Annotated in this window: 15 protein-coding genes and 1 other RNA gene; 7 read left to right on the top strand and 9 right to left on the bottom strand. The window is 58.8% G+C overall.

The features are described 5' to 3' along the window. Positions 1-15 precede the first annotated feature (15 nt). On the top strand, positions 16-1,416 hold the full coding sequence (locus tag BCF46_RS09995) for a mechanosensitive ion channel family protein (RefSeq protein WP_121023788.1): 1,401 nt from the start codon (positions 16-18) through the stop codon (positions 1,414-1,416). Between the two features lie 93 nt (positions 1,417-1,509). On the opposite strand, the gene hemF is transcribed toward BCF46_RS09995, so the two are convergent. Continuing rightward, positions 1,510-2,400, bottom strand: a complete 891-nt coding sequence (gene hemF, locus BCF46_RS10000) for an oxygen-dependent coproporphyrinogen oxidase (RefSeq protein WP_121023790.1) — start codon at positions 2,398-2,400, stop codon at positions 1,510-1,512. A gap of 91 nt (positions 2,401-2,491) precedes the next feature. Between hemF and BCF46_RS10005 the strand changes: the two genes are divergently transcribed. Both BCF46_RS10005 and BCF46_RS10010 read left to right on the top strand, forming a co-directional pair. After that, positions 2,492-2,881 (top strand): hypothetical protein, encoded by a 390-nt coding sequence (locus BCF46_RS10005; RefSeq protein ID WP_121023792.1) that lies wholly within the window; start codon positions 2,492-2,494, stop codon positions 2,879-2,881. A 253-nt stretch (positions 2,882-3,134) separates the two neighbouring features. Then, positions 3,135-4,502, top strand: coding sequence for a D-alanyl-D-alanine carboxypeptidase family protein (locus BCF46_RS10010; protein WP_245990058.1), 1,368 nt, complete (start codon positions 3,135-3,137; stop codon positions 4,500-4,502). A gap of 3 nt (positions 4,503-4,505) precedes the next feature. On the opposite strand, the gene BCF46_RS10015 is transcribed toward BCF46_RS10010, so the two are convergent. From BCF46_RS10015 to BCF46_RS10035, 5 genes are all read right to left on the bottom strand, one after another. After that, complete coding sequence (locus BCF46_RS10015) at positions 4,506-6,101, bottom strand: ABC transporter ATP-binding protein (RefSeq protein WP_121023796.1); 1,596 nt, start codon at positions 6,099-6,101, stop codon at positions 4,506-4,508. Beyond that, positions 6,098-7,204: an ABC transporter permease gene (locus tag BCF46_RS10020; RefSeq protein WP_121023797.1), complete on the bottom strand. Its 1,107-nt coding sequence runs from the start codon at positions 7,202-7,204 to the stop codon at positions 6,098-6,100. Before BCF46_RS10020 ends, BCF46_RS10015 begins: the two co-directional genes overlap by 4 nt. Further along, positions 7,201-8,286: a microcin C ABC transporter permease YejB gene (locus tag BCF46_RS10025; protein WP_121023799.1), complete on the bottom strand. Its 1,086-nt coding sequence runs from the start codon at positions 8,284-8,286 to the stop codon at positions 7,201-7,203. The genes BCF46_RS10020 and BCF46_RS10025 overlap by 4 nt, the downstream gene beginning before the upstream one ends. A 33-nt stretch (positions 8,287-8,319) precedes the next feature. Continuing rightward, on the bottom strand, positions 8,320-10,221 hold the full coding sequence (locus BCF46_RS10030; protein ID WP_121023801.1) for an extracellular solute-binding protein: 1,902 nt from the start codon (positions 10,219-10,221) through the stop codon (positions 8,320-8,322). A gap of 174 nt (positions 10,222-10,395) precedes the next feature. Further along, entirely contained in the window at positions 10,396-10,920 is a 525-nt protein-coding gene (locus tag BCF46_RS10035; protein WP_121023803.1) for a c-type cytochrome, read from the bottom strand. Between the two features lie 107 nt (positions 10,921-11,027). Here BCF46_RS10035 and BCF46_RS10040 point away from each other — a divergent pair, with 107 nt between their 5' ends. Together BCF46_RS10040 and BCF46_RS10045 are read left to right on the top strand one after the other, a co-directional pair. Beyond that, positions 11,028-11,861, top strand: coding sequence for a prephenate dehydratase (locus tag BCF46_RS10040; RefSeq protein WP_121023805.1), 834 nt, complete (start codon positions 11,028-11,030; stop codon positions 11,859-11,861). Then, positions 11,854-12,303 (top strand): NUDIX hydrolase, encoded by a 450-nt coding sequence (locus tag BCF46_RS10045; protein ID WP_281272089.1) that lies wholly within the window; start codon positions 11,854-11,856, stop codon positions 12,301-12,303. Before BCF46_RS10040 ends, BCF46_RS10045 begins: the two co-directional genes overlap by 8 nt. On the opposite strand, the gene BCF46_RS10050 is transcribed toward BCF46_RS10045, so the two are convergent. The 3 genes from BCF46_RS10050 to nudC form a co-directional block, all read right to left on the bottom strand. Next, the gene (locus BCF46_RS10050) at positions 12,272-12,682 is read right to left on the bottom strand and encodes a GFA family protein (RefSeq protein WP_121023809.1); all 411 of its coding nucleotides are present in this window, start codon (positions 12,680-12,682) and stop codon (positions 12,272-12,274) included. The two genes, BCF46_RS10045 and BCF46_RS10050, sit on opposite strands and share 32 nt — an antisense overlap. Before the next feature lie 102 nt (positions 12,683-12,784). Continuing rightward, positions 12,785-13,267 (bottom strand): SRPBCC family protein, encoded by a 483-nt coding sequence (locus tag BCF46_RS10055; RefSeq protein WP_121023811.1) that lies wholly within the window; start codon positions 13,265-13,267, stop codon positions 12,785-12,787. Between the two features lie 25 nt (positions 13,268-13,292). Continuing rightward, on the bottom strand, positions 13,293-14,258 hold the full coding sequence (gene nudC / locus BCF46_RS10060) for an NAD(+) diphosphatase (RefSeq protein WP_121024500.1): 966 nt from the start codon (positions 14,256-14,258) through the stop codon (positions 13,293-13,295). A 92-nt stretch (positions 14,259-14,350) separates the two neighbouring features. Here nudC and ffs point away from each other — a divergent pair. Further along, positions 14,351-14,449, top strand: an RNA gene (gene ffs, locus BCF46_RS10065) — signal recognition particle sRNA small type. A 66-nt stretch (positions 14,450-14,515) separates the two neighbouring features. Further along, positions 14,516-14,881 (top strand): YidH family protein, encoded by a 366-nt coding sequence (locus BCF46_RS10070; RefSeq protein ID WP_121024501.1) that lies wholly within the window; start codon positions 14,516-14,518, stop codon positions 14,879-14,881. Positions 14,882-14,906 lie beyond the last annotated feature (25 nt).

Below are 14,906 nucleotides of genomic sequence, written 5' to 3' on the forward strand. Positions count from 1 at the left end.
GCTAGGGTCGGGTGCATGATGACTCGTATCCTGTTCGCGCTCTGCGCCGTTTTCGCCCTGTCCTTCCCCGCCCTCTCGCAAGAGGCATCCAGCGAAGGTCAAGACGTCACTTCCCCGTCGCAAGCTGTCTCGGTCGAACCTACGGCACGGGACGAGCAGATCGCTGACCGGATCGTCGGCATCCTGCGCTCGACAGGCTGGTACAAGTTTTCGCGCGTCGAAGTGAAGGACGGCATCGTCTTCCTCGACGGGCGCACCACCAATGACGACCACAAAAGATGGGCGCGCGATCTGGCGTCACAAACCCAAGATGTGGTCGCCGTGGTCAACCGAATACAAGTGGTGCAAGAAGCCAACTGGTCCTTCGGCCCCGCACTGGGGGAGATCAAGTCCGTCGGCAAACGCATAGTCACCTCGCTACCTCTGATCGTGCTGGCGTTGATCGTTCTGCCACTGACATGGTGGCTATCCTCCCTCGCCGCGAGGGGCATCCGCCGTTGGCTTCTCGGCGGCATCGCGTCACCGTTCCTGCGCGACATCGTCAGCCGCGCTATCGCGCTGCCCATCTTCCTGATCGGGTTGTTCGTGGTGTTGCAGGTGGCGGGCCTCACGCAAATTGCCGTCTCCGTTGTCGGCGGCGCAGGGGTGATCGGTATCGTGGTCGGTTTCGCGTTCCGCGACATTGCAGAGAACTTTCTGGCGTCGTTGCTACTATCCATCCGCCGCCCCTTCCAGTCCGGTGACTACATCGAAGTGGCAGGTATGGCAGGCTCGGTGCGCTCGATGAACACACGGTCGACCGTGCTGCTCAGCCCAGAAGGCAACCACATCCAGATCCCCAATGCGACGATCTTCAAAAGCACCATCGTCAACTACACCAGTTCCGCCAACCGCCGCGACACGCTGGTGATCGGGGTCGGATACGATGTGTCAGTTGCCCGCGCCCAAAGCCTGATCCTCGAAGTCATCGCAGGCCACGAAGCCGTGCTGAACCAGCCAGAACCGATGATCCTCGTCGACGGCCTCGGCAGCTCCACGGTGAATATCAAGGCGTACTACTGGGTGAACGCCAAAGACTTCTCCGTGCTCAAGGTCAAATCCGCGCTGCTGCGACAGGTTACCAAGCGGTTGACCGAGGAAGGCGTCTCCATGCCCGACGACGCACGGGAGATCATTTTCCCTCAAGGCGTCCCGGTCCTGCAACTCGAGGGGGCCGCCGAAAAATCCGCGCTCGCCATCGCCAGTCAGGAGTTTTCCGAAGGTGCCAAGCAAGTCGCCGCTGCGGCCGCCGCAGACGATGCGATACCGGAGGTTGAAGGCAATTTGCTCAACGAGCAAAGCGATGTCGAACAAGCGACCGCCGACGCCGTGGTCACCGAAGAAGACGGCGCGGACCTTTTGTCAGACAAAGCCTGACCCCTCCCCGCGTTTCATCTTGGCAAAAATATTCTCAGGGGGTCCGGGGGATGAAATCCCCCGGTCGGTCGACGTGCGCCAGCGCGGCGAAACTCAATACCACTTCGCGACAGGCGGCAGGCTCATCAGAACGGCATTGGCATCATGACCCGTCTCCAATCCGAACTTGGTCCCACGGTCGTAGACGAGGTTATATTCCGCATACAGCCCGCGATGCGCCAGTTGCGCCTCCTTGTCGGCCTCTGACCACGGCGCGTCACGCCATTTTTCAGTGACACCCAGAAAAGCAGGTAGAAACGCGCGGCCCACATCCTGCGTGAACGCAAAGTCCGCATCCCAATCACCGGTGTTCAGATCGTCATAAAAGATGCCACCAACGCCCCGCGCACGGTTGCGGTGTGGAACGTAAAAATACTCGTCTGCCCATTCCTTGAAACGCGGGTAATAACCGGCGTCATGCTTGTCGCAGTACTCTTTCAACACGCCGTGGAAAAACGCAGTGTCCTCCTCCCGCTCAATGCAAGGGTTCAGGTCCGACCCACCCCCGAACCACCACGCACCCGGCGTCCAGAACATGCGGGTGTTCATGTGCACGGCTGGCGTTTGCGGGTTCTGCATGTGGGCCACCAGCGAAATCCCCGCCGCCCAGAACCGCGGGTCCGTATCCATACCGGGCACACCCCGCGCGGCCATGGCCTTCTGCGCCCGCTCGCCCAAGGTCCCGTAGACCGTCGAGACGTTCACACCCACCTTCTCGAACACGCGCCCGCCGCGCATCACGCTCATCAGGCCCCCGCCCGCATCTGATCCGTCGTCAGAACCGCGCGTCGTCTTGGTCACTTCAAATGCGCCTGCTGGCTGGTCCGCAAACGGCCCTTGGGTCTGGGTGTTCTCCAAGCCTTCGAATGCGGCAACAATATCGTCGCGCAGGCTGCGGAACCATGCGGAGGCTTGGGTTTTCTTGGTATCGAAATCGTCCGTCACGGGCTTGTCCTATTTGTTTCACGTTGTGCTAACACTTGCGGGGGACAAGTGTCACGTTCCCTTGCCGTCGCAGCTGGAGTATTATCGCCTTATGAGAACAGTCCTGATCGCCCCGCTCCTCTTGCTGGCTGCTTGCGCCAGCCCTCAAGATACCTGCCTGCAAGATGCGGTCAAAGACCTGCGCATCGTTCAGGCTCTGATTGCGGACACACAGGCCACACTAGACCGGGGCTATGCAATTCAAACCGAGACGCGGACGGTGATTTACACCAACTTCTGCGTTGGAACAGGAATCGGCGGCGACGGGAGATTCAGTTTTTGCAACTATCCTCAGCCGGTTACGACCAAAAAACCGGTTGCCGTCGACCTGGAGTTAGAAAAACGTAAGCTTCGGTCTCTCAGGGCAAAAGAAGCTGAACTAAAGCGTGAAAGTTTGCTGAAACAGCAACGGTGCGAGTTAGAGTTCCCAACAGCGTCCTGATACAAGTTTTCGGACATTTAGTAGATGACAGCCCCACTGCCACTAGATGTTGCTGAGGCACTTCAATGACACCCCTAAACTGCCTGAAACTAAACTGTTTTCTGAATCCGATCTTTGTGCTAGCGGTGTTTCAAAGGTCGGTGATCGGCTGAAAAATAATAAATGGGGATGCAACGTCATTCCCGAGGCAAAATGGGCAGACGTCGTGGTTTTACGTCTTTTGAACGCAGTCCGTGTAGGACTGGTTATTATTGTGGCATCCGCTTGGGCTGGGGCAACCTACGCAGCACCCTATGCGGCGCTTGTGATCGATGCGCGCACCGGTGAGGTGCTTCATTCCCGAAATGCAGACACGCGGCTTCATCCGGCCTCGCTGACCAAGATGATGACGCTCTACGTCACCTTCGATGCAATTCGTCGTGGGGAGCTAACGCTCGACACCAAAGTTAAAATTTCCCGCAAGGCCGCAGCGGAGCAACCTTCGAAATTGGGCCTCAAGGCGGGTCAGCGCATTTCGATCCGCTACCTGATCCGCGCTGCCGCCGTGAAATCTGCAAATGACGCTGCCACAGCGCTCGGCGAAGCTGTTGCCGGATCCGAAGCCGCCTTCGCGCGCCGGATGACTGCAATGGCCAAAGCGCTTGGAATGACAAACACCACCTTCAAGAACGCCCACGGACTGACCGAAAGCGGCCACATGTCTACCGCACGGGACATGACCACACTGGGCCGCCACCTGATCTACGACTATCCACAATACTACAATCTGTTCTCGCGCCAGACGACCCATGCCGGCGTGCGTCAGGTTTCCAATACAAACCGTCGTCTGCTGCAAAACTACAAAGGCGCCGACGGCATCAAGACCGGTTACACCCGCGCCGCAGGCTTCAATCTCGTAGCCTCCGCCGAACGCGGAAACGAGCGTGTCATTGCAACCGTCTTCGGGGGCACCTCAACCGCCGCGCGCAACGCCCGCGTGGCCGAGTTGTTGGACATGGGTTTCAAACGCGCCCCGTCCCGCGCCAAGCTGCGCAAGCCCACGCGGCCAAACCTTGTAACACAACCCGTCAAGCCGAAGGTCATTAAGGTCGCGCCGACTATCACCGCGCGCCGTTCCAGCCCGCGTCCGTTGCAGCGGCCAGACCGCGCCCCGTCCGAGGACATGCTGATGGCTATCGTCGAGAGTGTAGACGACAATGTCAGTCAGGCACGTGCAGAGGTCGCTACTCGCACAGCCCAAAGCACCGAGCTGGCCAGTGTGGGAGCAGTGGTCACACCGATCCGCAAGCCCCAAAATCTGGTTCAGACCGCGATCGACATCACTACGGCCACACGCAAACCCGAACCCCGCAGGATCATCACTCGTGCGTCGACGTCGGGCGGCCGTCATTGGTCTATCTCACTGGGCAAATACACCACCCGCGATAGGGCAGAGCGGCTCTTGCTGAAAACGGCTTTGCAGGAAATCGACACCTTGGATGAAGCCTTGCGCAAAGTTGTGAACCGCCCACGCGGATGGGAAGCAAACTTCGTGGGCTTGTCGCAAAACGACGCCACCCTGGCCTGCCAGCGCCTTAGCGCACGCGGTCATGACTGCGAGGTTCGTGGGCCGGGCGCGTAAGCGCTACCCCGCTTTCAGGTCCAACGCCGCGGCCAGCAATTGCTGGGTGTATGGAACTTTCGGGTTGGCAAACAGCTCTTCGCTGTTGCCGGTCTCGACCACGTCGCCCTGCTTCATCACCAGTACCTTGTGCGACATCGCGCGCACCACCTTCAGGTCGTGGCTGATAAACAGATAGGCCAGTCCGTATTTCTGCTGCAGGTTGCGCAGCAACTCCACGATCTGCACCTGCACCGTCATGTCCAAAGCGCTCGTCGGCTCGTCCAAGACCACCAGCTTGGGCCGCAAGATCATGGCCCGCGCGATGGCAATACGCTGCCGCTGGCCGCCCGAAAACTCGTGTGGATAGCGGTGCATCATCTCCGGCTGCAACCCCACCTCAGTCATGATCTCCGACACCATCTCGCGGCGGTCCCGCCCCGGATCGGTGCCGTGCACGCCCAGCCCTTCAGCGATGATCTGCTCCACCGTCATACGCGGTGACAAAGAGCCATAGGGGTCTTGGAACACGATCTGCATGTCCGCGCGCAACGGGCGCAAATCCTTCGAGGACAGCCCTTGAATGTCGCGCCCCTCGAACTGGATCGGCCCCTTGCTCGAAATCAGCCGCATGATCGCCAGCGCCAACGTGGTCTTGCCAGAGCCGGATTCGCCCACAATCCCCAACGTCTCGCCTGCGCGAACCGACACGGTGGCGGCGTTCACCGCTTTCACATGGCCGGTCGTGCGTTTCAAAAGTCCGGTCTGGATCGGGAACCAGATACGCAACTCCTCGGTTGATACCATCTCCTTCGCGCCCACAGGAACCGGTCCGGGCACGCCTGTCGATTCCGCTTCCAACAACAGTTTCGTGTAGGGATGCTGGGGGTTGTCGAAAATTTCGGCCGTGGGGCCGGTTTCGACGATCTTGCCATGCTGCATGACGCAAACCCTGTCGGCAATCTTGCGCACCACGCCAAGATCGTGGGTGATGAACAGCAGGCTCATCTTTTCGCGCCGCTTGAGATCCGCCAGAAGTTCCAAAATCTGCGCCTGAATGGTCACATCCAGCGCCGTCGTTGGCTCGTCCGCAATCAACAGCTCCGGCCCGTTGGCCAAGGCCATCGCGATCATCACCCGCTGACGCTGCCCACCCGACAATTGGTGCGGGTAGCTCGACAATCGGCTTTCAGCGTTGCGAATACCGACCTTCTCCATCAACTCGATCACGCGCACCCGCGCCGCGTCGCCGCGCAACCCTTGGTGCAGGCTCAGGCTTTCAGTGATCTGCTTTTCCAGCGTATGCAGCGGGTTCAAAGAGGTCATCGGCTCTTGGAAAATGAAGCTGATGTCATTGCCCCGAACCTGACGCAGCTCTCGCTCGCTCGCCGCTGTCAGGTCTTTCCCGTCATAGCTGATCTGCCCGGTTACCGTGGCGCTGTCCGGTAAAAGCTGCACCGTGGACAGCGCGGACACTGATTTGCCCGAACCGGACTCTCCCACCAACGCCACGGTCTCGCCGCGATCCACGTGGAAAGACACCCCCGTGACCGCCTTGGTCACTTCGCCGTCCTGACGGAAGCTGACGGACAGGTCTTTGACCTCCAGAAGTAAGCTCATTGAAAGGTCTTTCTGGGGTCAAACGCATCGCGCACGCCCTCGAATATGAACACCAGTAGCGACAGCATCACCGCGAAGGTTGTGAAGGCGGTAAAGGCCAGCCACGGGGCTTGCAGGTTCTGCTTGGCCTGCAAGGTCAGCTCCCCCAGCGACGGGGCCGAGGACGGCAATCCGAAGCCCAGAAAATCAAGCGATGCCAGCATCCCGATGGTCCCCGTTACAATGAACGGCAGGAAGGTCAGCGTCGCGACCATGGCATTGGGCAGCATGTGGCGGAACATGATGGTGGTGTTCGACACGCCCAGCGCGCGCGCCGCGCGGACATACTCAAAATTGCGCGCCCGCAGGAACTCCGCACGCACCACGCCAACCAAAGCGGGCCAGCCGAACAGGATCGACAGGAACACCAGCAGCCAGAAGCTGCGTCCCAGAATAGCGAACATGATGATGATGACATAGAGGCTCGGCGTGGCCCCCCAGATTTCCAGCACACGCTGGAAGATCAGGTCCACGCGCCCACCAAAGAAACCCTGCACCGCCCCCGCTGCAATCCCGATGATGGACGACACCAACGTCACCACCAGTGTAAATACAATCGACAGCCGGAAGCCATAGATCACCCGTGCCGCGACGTCGCGTGACGTGTTGTCCGTGCCCAGCCAGTTCATCGCATCCGGTGCCGCAGGTGCTGTGCCCGGGCGATCAACAATGGTGGTGTAGCTGAACGGGATAATCGGCGTGATAATCCACCCCTGCTCCACCGACTCGCCCGCAAAGGTGCCGGTAGCGGCTTCCTCCATCACGGCTTCGGGGTCGTCCCAGCAATCCTCGATACCGCCGGTTTTGATCAAGCATTGTATCTCGATATCGCGATAAACCGCTTCGGTCCGCAGATCGCCGCCAAACGCTGTCTCAGGATAGAAGCTGGTAATCGGGGTGAACAACTCACCGCGGTATTTAATCAGGATCGGCTTGTCGTTGGCGATCAGTTCCGCGAACAGCGACAACCCGAACAGCACCGCGAAAATCCACAGCGACCACAAGGCCCGCCGGTTGCGCTTGAAGTTCGTCCAGCGCCGTTGATTGAGCGGGGACAACTTCATGTCTCGCGGCTTTCAAAGTCGATGCGCGGGTCCACGAAGACATACATCAGGTCAGACAGGATGCCGACGATCAGGCCAATCAGCCCGAAGAAATAGAGCGTCCCGAAGACCACCGGATAATCCCGCGCCACCGTCGCCTCGAATGCCAAACGGCCCAACCCATCCAGCGAGAAGATCGTCTCGATAATCAACGATCCCGACAGGAAAATACCTAGAAACAAGCTGGGGAAACCCGCGATCACGATCAACATCGCGTTGCGGAAGACGTGGCCATACAGCACACGGCTTTCCGATAGCCCCTTGGCTTTGGCGGTGACCACATATTGCTTCTTGATCTCGTCCAGAAACGAGTTCTTCGTCAGCAAGGTCAGCGTCGCAAAAGCCGCAATGGTGGAGGCGGTGACGGGCAGTGCGATGTGCCAGAAATAGTCCACCACCTTGCCCATGGCGCTCAGGTCTTCAAAGTTGTCAGACGTCAGCCCCCTCAGCGGGAACCACTGGTAATAGGACCCCCCCGCGAACAAAACCAGCAACACGATGGCGAATAAAAAACCCGGAATGGCATAAGCCACGATGATTATCGCTGACGTCCAAGTGTCAAAGCTTGACCCGTCGCGGATCGCCTTGCGGATGCCCAGCGGGATCGAGATCACATAGGCGATCACCGTGGACCAAAGCCCCAGCGTGATCGACACTGGCATCTTCTCCCACACCAAATCCAGCACGCTGACCGAGCGGAAATAGCTCTCGCCGAAATCAAACCGCAGGTAGTTCCACATCATGTTCAAGAACCGCTCAACCGGCGGCTTGTCGAAGCCGAATTCCTTCTCCAGCTTGGCGATGAATTCTGGCGGCAACCCGCGCGCGCCCTCGTATTTGCTGTCGGTGCTCAGGCTCTCCAACTGGCTGTCATTACTGCCGCCCGAGAAGCCTTCAAAGACGTCGCCTTGGCCCTCCAAGTTCGCAATGATCTGCTCGATCGGACCACCCGGCACGAACTGCGTCAGGGCAAAGTTCACGATCATGATCCCGATCAATGTCGGGATCACCAGCAGTAGCCGTCTGAGGATATATGCGCCCATGTTCGGGTCGTACCGCCTGTTTTTCCGACGCCTCTAAAGGGCGCCTTTTGCCTTCAAGGCCGCAGCCTTGTCGGCGTTATACCACCAAAAATCCAGATGACCCAAGGCCAGTGGCGGCAATTTATCGGGATGCTCGAACATATCATAATACGCGACCCAGAACGTGTCGTTATACCAAGCAGGGATCATGATCCGCGCGGCCCGCAAGATACGGTCCGTTGCCCGCACAGCCGCCTGCATTTCGTCCAGCGTCTCGGCGTCCAGCATCTTCTTGATCAGCGCATCCACGGCGGGCGAGTTGTAGCCCGACGGGTTGAACAAAGAATACTCCGCGTCTTGAGACCCGAACCGCTGCGAAATCCCGTTGTCTTCCTGAATGTAGTTCACATACCCATCGTAGATCATATCCCAATCAAACCCGCGTTCGCGGTTGGTGTATTGAGCTGGGTCCACGCGGGTATATTTGGCCTGCACACCCACGCGTTTGAGGTTTTCGATATAGGGTTGGATCAGCCGGTCATAGGCTGGACTACCGGAGAGAAATTCAATCTCGAACGGCTTGCCATCTTTGGATAGAACCCCGCTTGCATCAGCCTCCCAACCCGCTTCCGACAGCAGTTTTGTCGCCTTGCGCAAATTCTTGCGGTCCAGCTGCCGCGCGCTGCTTTCATGGGCCACGACAACAGGCTCCGTCAGGACGGACTTGTCCTCTAGCAGGTCTTCCACGGATTTCAGGTATTCAAGCTCCAGCCCCTCGGCCACGCCCTCGGCGGCCAAATCCGTGTTCTGCCAAAACGAGTCCCGCTGGGCGAACAAGCCAAATTGCAATGTCTCGTTGGTCCACGTGAAGTTGTACATCAACTGCAACGCTTCGCGCACGCGCGGGTCGTCAAACTTGTCGCGGCGCAGATTGAACACCATGCCGTAAGCTGGCGGAAGGCTACCATTTGCCAGCTCAGCCTTCACAATGTTGCCGTTCTCTATGCCGGGAAAGTCATAGGCCGTCGCCCACTTCAAGGAGCTGCTTTCACGGCGGAAATTGTAGACGCCGCTTTTGAACGCTTCCATCGACGCGGTTTCATCTGCGAAATACTCGATCCGCATCCGGTCGAAATTCCAACGCCCCTTGTTGATGGGTAAATCTGCGCCCCAATAGTCGGGGTTACGCTCGTAAACGATGCGCCGCGGCGGGTCCACTTCGCCTGCCATATACGGACCGGAGCCGACCGCAGATTCCAGCCGTGGTTCTTTGATGTTGGCGTCATTCTCCTCGAACCATTTCTTCGAGAATGCGATGGACGCGCCCGCCTGACTGATCAGACCCTTGCGTGGAATACCTTCGTTGAAGGTGAACTTGATTCGGTGATCGTCCAGCGCCTCGTAGCTTTTGTAGAACTTGGACACGGCTTGCGCGAAGGAGGGCAGCCCATCGGTCAGGAAGGTCTTCACCGTGAAAACAACGTCATGCGCCGTCACGGGTGTCCCGTCCGCGAATTTGGCCTCGGGACGCAGGTTGAAAATGACCCATTCCTGACTTTCGGGGTATTCCAAGCTCTCGCATAGCAAGCAATAGGCCCCGTAAGGATCATCGTCCACGCTCGTCATCAACCGCTCATACGGGATGCTCGACAGCGCTCCGCCGCGCCCCTTGCGGCTAAACGGGTTCATGCTGTCAAACGTGCCTGATGCCGCCACGGAAATTTCGCCACCTTTCGGGGCGTCAGGGTTCACGTAATCCAGATGCGGAAACCCTTCGGCGTATTTCAACTCGCCAAAGTCGGAAAATCCGTGCGCCTTGATGATCGTCTCACTACGCGCCGCCGTCACCGACGTCACTGTCGCCGCCACCAGCATCAAGCCAGCGCCCATCCATTTCATCCGGCTTCTTTGCCGGGAGTGGGATTGCACAAGGGCTTGCGGATGGCGTTTCTTCATTTTGATCCTCCTGAGACCTGTCATGGGCACGACACTAATCAGATAAGACAAAAGAAGTTGGATTTGTTCAACAATCAAGGCCGATTGCGCGATTGTGAGCGGATGAGATCACCTTGAAACGAAAAAGGCCGCCCCAAAAGGGACGGCCTTTCGAAATTCTTACCTCTAACGGACTTAGCCGCCAATGGTCTCAAGATACGCGATCAAGTTCGCACGGTCGTCGATTTTCTTCAGGCCAGCAAAGCTCATCTTCGTGCCCGGGGCATATGCTTTAGGGTTTTCAAGGAAGGCTTGCAGCTCTTCTGGGGTCCAAGCACCGCCATTACCGGACAGCACGTCGGAATATCCGAAGTCACCAACAGCAGCAACGTCACGTCCAACGACACCATACAGGTGCGGGCCCGTGCCGTTTGCGCCGTCTTCCAGCTTGTGGCAGGCTTTGCACTTGGAGAAGACCTTGGAGCCTTTTTCCGCATCGGCTTCAGCCATTACCGCTGCGAAGTCTATTTCTTCGACTTCTTCTTCGACTTCAGCCTCGCCACCTTCAACTTCGATAACATAGGCTTGCTGATGCTCGTCCCCGTGACCGCCTTCGCCGCCGTGGTAGATCAGGTCGGCAGCCCAGCCACCCAGCAGGAACACCAGAAGCGATCCGCAGAGCGCACCCAGAACTTTGGTCATTGTCATCGTGTCAAACATGTCTGTCTCTCACCCGTTTGGCGTTTGCGCGGTATCTATCGTCTTCCCATACGGTTCTGCAAGGGCTAGACACCGCGACTAAACGCCTTTTTGCGGGAAAATGCACTATGACTCAGAAAATTGCGTTCCAAGGGGAGCTCGGCGCCTATTCTCACGAGGCCTGCGTACGTGCGCGCCCCGATATGGAGCCGCTGCCCTGCACCACGTTCGAAGAGGTGATCGACGCCGTCCGCACGGGCAATGCCGCCCTTGCCATGCTGCCCGTCGAAAACACCACCTATGGCCGCGTGGCGGACATTCACCGCTTGCTGCCGGAATCCGGCCTGCACATTATCGACGAGGCCTTCGTGCGCGTCCGCATCGCGCTCATGGCCCCCAAAGGCACCTCGCTCGACAGCATCAAGTGTGTGCGTGCGCATCTGGTCCTGATCCCGCAATGCCGCGCCTTTCTCGAATCGCATGGCATCCGTGGCGAGGCCGCCGCCGACAGCGCCGGTGCCGCAGCAGAACTTGCCGCGCATCCGGAAGCAGGCATCGGCGTGCTGGCCTCCGAGATGGCCGCCGACACCCACGGCCTCGAAGTGCTTGCCCGCGACATCGAGGATCACGACACCAACACCACGCGCTTCCTGATTATGTCGCCTAAAGCCGACATGTCGCGGCGCGGCGACACCCATATGATCACGTCCTTCGTGTTCAACGTCCGCAACATCCCCGCCGCGCTCTACAAGGCGATGGGTGGCTTCGCGACCAATGGCGTCAACATGACCAAGCTGGAAAGCTACATGGTCGACGGCGAGTTCACCGCGACGCAGTTCTACGCGGACATCTCCGGCCACCCCGATGATATCGGTGTGCAGCACGCGATGGAGGAGCTGGAGTTCTTCACCTCCGAGATCAAAGTCCTCGGCACCTACCCCGCTGCCTTCGCCCGTGACTGAGCCACGCCGCCCCAAACTCGGGGCGATTGCCGTGGTCGTGCACGAAGGCCAAACGCTGTTGGTCCAACGCCGCAACGCGCCAAACGCGGGTCTCTGGGGCTTCCCCGGTGGCCATGTGGAACTGGGAGAAACCGCGCTGGACGCGGCCGCCCGTGAATTGCTGGAGGAAACAGGCGTCATCGCGACCCCCTCGAGCTACCTCACGAATATCGACGTCATTGCGCAAGCGGACAACGGCGTGGTGCTACACCACTACCTGCTCGCCGCTGTGCTCTGCACATACGTCTCAGGCGCCCCCGTCGCCGATGACGACGCGATGGACGCCGCATGGGTGCCAGTAGAGGCAGCCCTGTCAGGGGACCGCCCGATGTCGGAAAACGTGGATAAAGTGTTGCGCCTCGCCCTCGACCTTAACCGGACGGTGGCATCTGGGGAAACTTAGGCAGGTCGTCATTGATCCCATGCCATTTCGGCGCGGACGAGACATAGATATGCATCTCCGGTTCAAGGTCGGAATTGTCGTCCAACGCGCCCAGCTTCAACGCGAAAAATGGCTCATGTGCAGGAATGCTCCATAACGGGGTGCCGCAGTCACCACAAAATGCCCGACCAATGGTCCCGCCACTGCTCCCTTCGGATTGAAAGATGGACGGTTGCCCTTGGGTAACCTCCAACCCGTCTTTCGGGGTCAGGGCGACGTAGTTCGGGCCACCACCCGATGCTTTCTGACATTTCGTGCAATGGCACATGCCGACACCGATAAACGGCGCGGTGATATTGAAATGAATAGCGCCACAGGCGCAGCTGCCGGTTCGGGTCATTGGAAAACTCCTGCTCGATTGATTCGAAGGGGAGTTATAAGTCACGCCTCCTGACAGGTATTGTCAGGAGTGTTTTCTCCGGACAAAGAAACTGCCTCACGCTCACGCCGTAGTAGCGCGGAGACCTTTTTTGTAACGGTCCTCGAGATCGCTGGCAAAATGCGCAATCCGAGTTTTGTAGCGGCGGTTGAGCTTATTGCGTGCAAGCTTGGCCGATTGCATCAACAACCTCGCCGACAGCGTTTGCGGCCGCGCGTCCAACTCCACCCGCATCCGCGTGCGGGTCCGTGACATGGCTACCAGCTCCACTAGAAAGGTCGCGGCCATATTTTTCGTAGTCACGTCGAACAGCATCTGGTTGGGGCGATCAAACTCGACCAGTTTTACGACAAAATCACGCTTCTTGCCACGCATAGTGGCACGCGCGTTCCACGTCATACCCACGCCTTTACTGCTCATTTTGTCGGATCTTGATACATCGGCCCCATGGCGCAAAATGGCACGTTCGAAACCGTCGAAATCCGACAACATCTCGAACACGTCATCAATGGGTATCTCAAGATCTTCCTTGGTGGAAAACTTCATGTCGGCCCGCTCATCAATTTTCAGTCTAGTCTAACGTGTCCCGCAGCCAGTTAAGCAACAGAAAATGCGCGATTGCGCCTTTGCGGGCGGCTTTCATTTTCGGATTGTTGCCTGCAAACGTCTCCATCATCTCTTCGCGCGTGACCCAGAACGCATCTTCGATTTCTTCAGGGTCGATGGTGATGTCCGTGCTGATCGCATGACCGCGACACCCGAACATCAGCGACGCTGGAAACGGCCAGGGCTGGCTCGATAGATACTCCACCTCGCCCACACGAATGCCGGATTCCTCGAAGGTCTCGCGACGCACGGCGGCCTCGATGGTCTCCCCCGGCTCCACAAAGCCGGCAAGGCAGGAATACATCCCCTCGGGCCATCCCGGAGAGCGCCCCATTAGCACCGAATTGCCATGGGTAACCAGCATGATCACCACCGGATCGGTGCGCGGGAAGTGATGCGCACCGCAGGCGTCGCAATCGCGCTGCCAGCCCGCCATCGAAATCGTGCTTTTCGCGCCGCATCGGGCGCAATACCCGTGCGTCTCGTGCCAGCTGCCAATGGCCTTTGCCGCTGCAATCAACTCCGCATCGCGCGGCGTCAGATGCGTCATGATCGCCCGCAACTCCGAGAACCGCTCGTCGTCGGGCAACCCCGGATAATGCTGCTCGGACGGGTCAAGAAACTGGTTCAGCGTGTCCAAATTCTCGTCCGGCTCCCAGCCCGAGATATCACGCGCAAACCGCGCGACCCCGTTGTCCAGACCCAAGAATATCGGCGCCTCGTCCGCCTCGGAAAAAATCGGGTGGTTTGCAGATTGCCATGCAGGGCGGTCACGATCTTCGCCGCCAATCAAGGGCTTACCCCGCCAAACGGGCAACACACCCGTATCCGGATTGTCCAGCAATGCGCTCAAAGCGTCCGCATCACCACGCAAATGCGCCGCGCGATCCAGCCCGGAGCCGCCAAAGGTAACCGTTTCCGCAAGTTTCACCGTAAGTCCCTCGTTTGATTGCCCCGCTTCTGGCACGGGAACACAAAGTTGGCAAACCTTGCGTTCGCGAGAATCTGTGCCTATATCGGGCTTGAGGGGTTGGCGCGGGCAAGTGCCTCGCCAACCTGGTCAGATCCGGAAGGAAGCAGCCACAACGAGCCCCACTTGGGTCGATGTCCAACCTCTCACCCAGCGCGCCTGATCTATGGCGCGCTTTCTTCTTTCCATCACCGCTCGAAGCCCTATCCTTGCCAACTATGAGCAAAGATAACCAAGACCTCGCCGAAGAGCGTACCGACTGGGCCGAAGATCGCACGATCATGGCGAACGAGCGCACTTTCGCCAGCTGGATGGGTACAGGGCTGGGTGCAATCGGTGTCGCCATTGGCCTGAAAGCGGTGTTCGGCGATTTTGACCCCACTTGGGCCGCCAAGATAGTAGCCTCGATGTTCCTGATCGTCGCGATCCTGATCTTCTGGTCCGCCCAGAAGCAGGCCACCAAAACATGGGAGCGCCTCACCGAAACCCATGCCGAAGCAACGCCCAGCCGAAATTTCCGTTTTCTTGCCCTCCTGATGAGCCTCGCCGCCGCCGCCGTCGGCGCAGTGCTATGGAGTCTCTAGTGGACCTTGTCGCCTCCGCGAATTA

The sequence above is a fragment of the Litoreibacter meonggei genome (genome assembly GCF_003663885.1).
Taxonomy (GTDB): Bacteria; Pseudomonadota; Alphaproteobacteria; order Rhodobacterales; family Rhodobacteraceae; genus Litoreibacter; species Litoreibacter meonggei.

Bases quoted from the DNA above. Each gene is read 5' to 3' on its own strand.
- BCF46_RS10040 (WP_121023805.1), top strand. From the start codon at position 11,028: ATGACTCAGAAAATTGCGTTCCAAGGGGAGCTCGGCGCCTATTCTCAC.
- BCF46_RS10020 (WP_121023797.1), bottom strand. From the start codon at position 7,204: ATGAAGTTGTCCCCGCTCAATCAACGGCGCTGGACGAACTTCAAGCGC.
- BCF46_RS10070 (WP_121024501.1), top strand. From the start codon at position 14,516: ATGAGCAAAGATAACCAAGACCTCGCCGAAGAGCGTACCGACTGGGCC.
- BCF46_RS10035 (WP_121023803.1), bottom strand. From the start codon at position 10,920: ATGTTTGACACGATGACAATGACCAAAGTTCTGGGTGCGCTCTGCGGA.
- BCF46_RS10050 (WP_121023809.1), bottom strand. From the start codon at position 12,682: ATGACCCGAACCGGCAGCTGCGCCTGTGGCGCTATTCATTTCAATATC.
- BCF46_RS09995 (WP_121023788.1), top strand. From the start codon at position 16: ATGATGACTCGTATCCTGTTCGCGCTCTGCGCCGTTTTCGCCCTGTCC.
- BCF46_RS10025 (WP_121023799.1), bottom strand. From the start codon at position 8,286: ATGGGCGCATATATCCTCAGACGGCTACTGCTGGTGATCCCGACATTG.
- BCF46_RS10055 (WP_121023811.1), bottom strand. From the start codon at position 13,267: ATGAAGTTTTCCACCAAGGAAGATCTTGAGATACCCATTGATGACGTG.
- BCF46_RS10005 (WP_121023792.1), top strand. From the start codon at position 2,492: ATGAGAACAGTCCTGATCGCCCCGCTCCTCTTGCTGGCTGCTTGCGCC.
- BCF46_RS10015 (WP_121023796.1), bottom strand. From the start codon at position 6,101: ATGAGCTTACTTCTGGAGGTCAAAGACCTGTCCGTCAGCTTCCGTCAG.
- BCF46_RS10030 (WP_121023801.1), bottom strand. From the start codon at position 10,221: ATGAAGAAACGCCATCCGCAAGCCCTTGTGCAATCCCACTCCCGGCAA.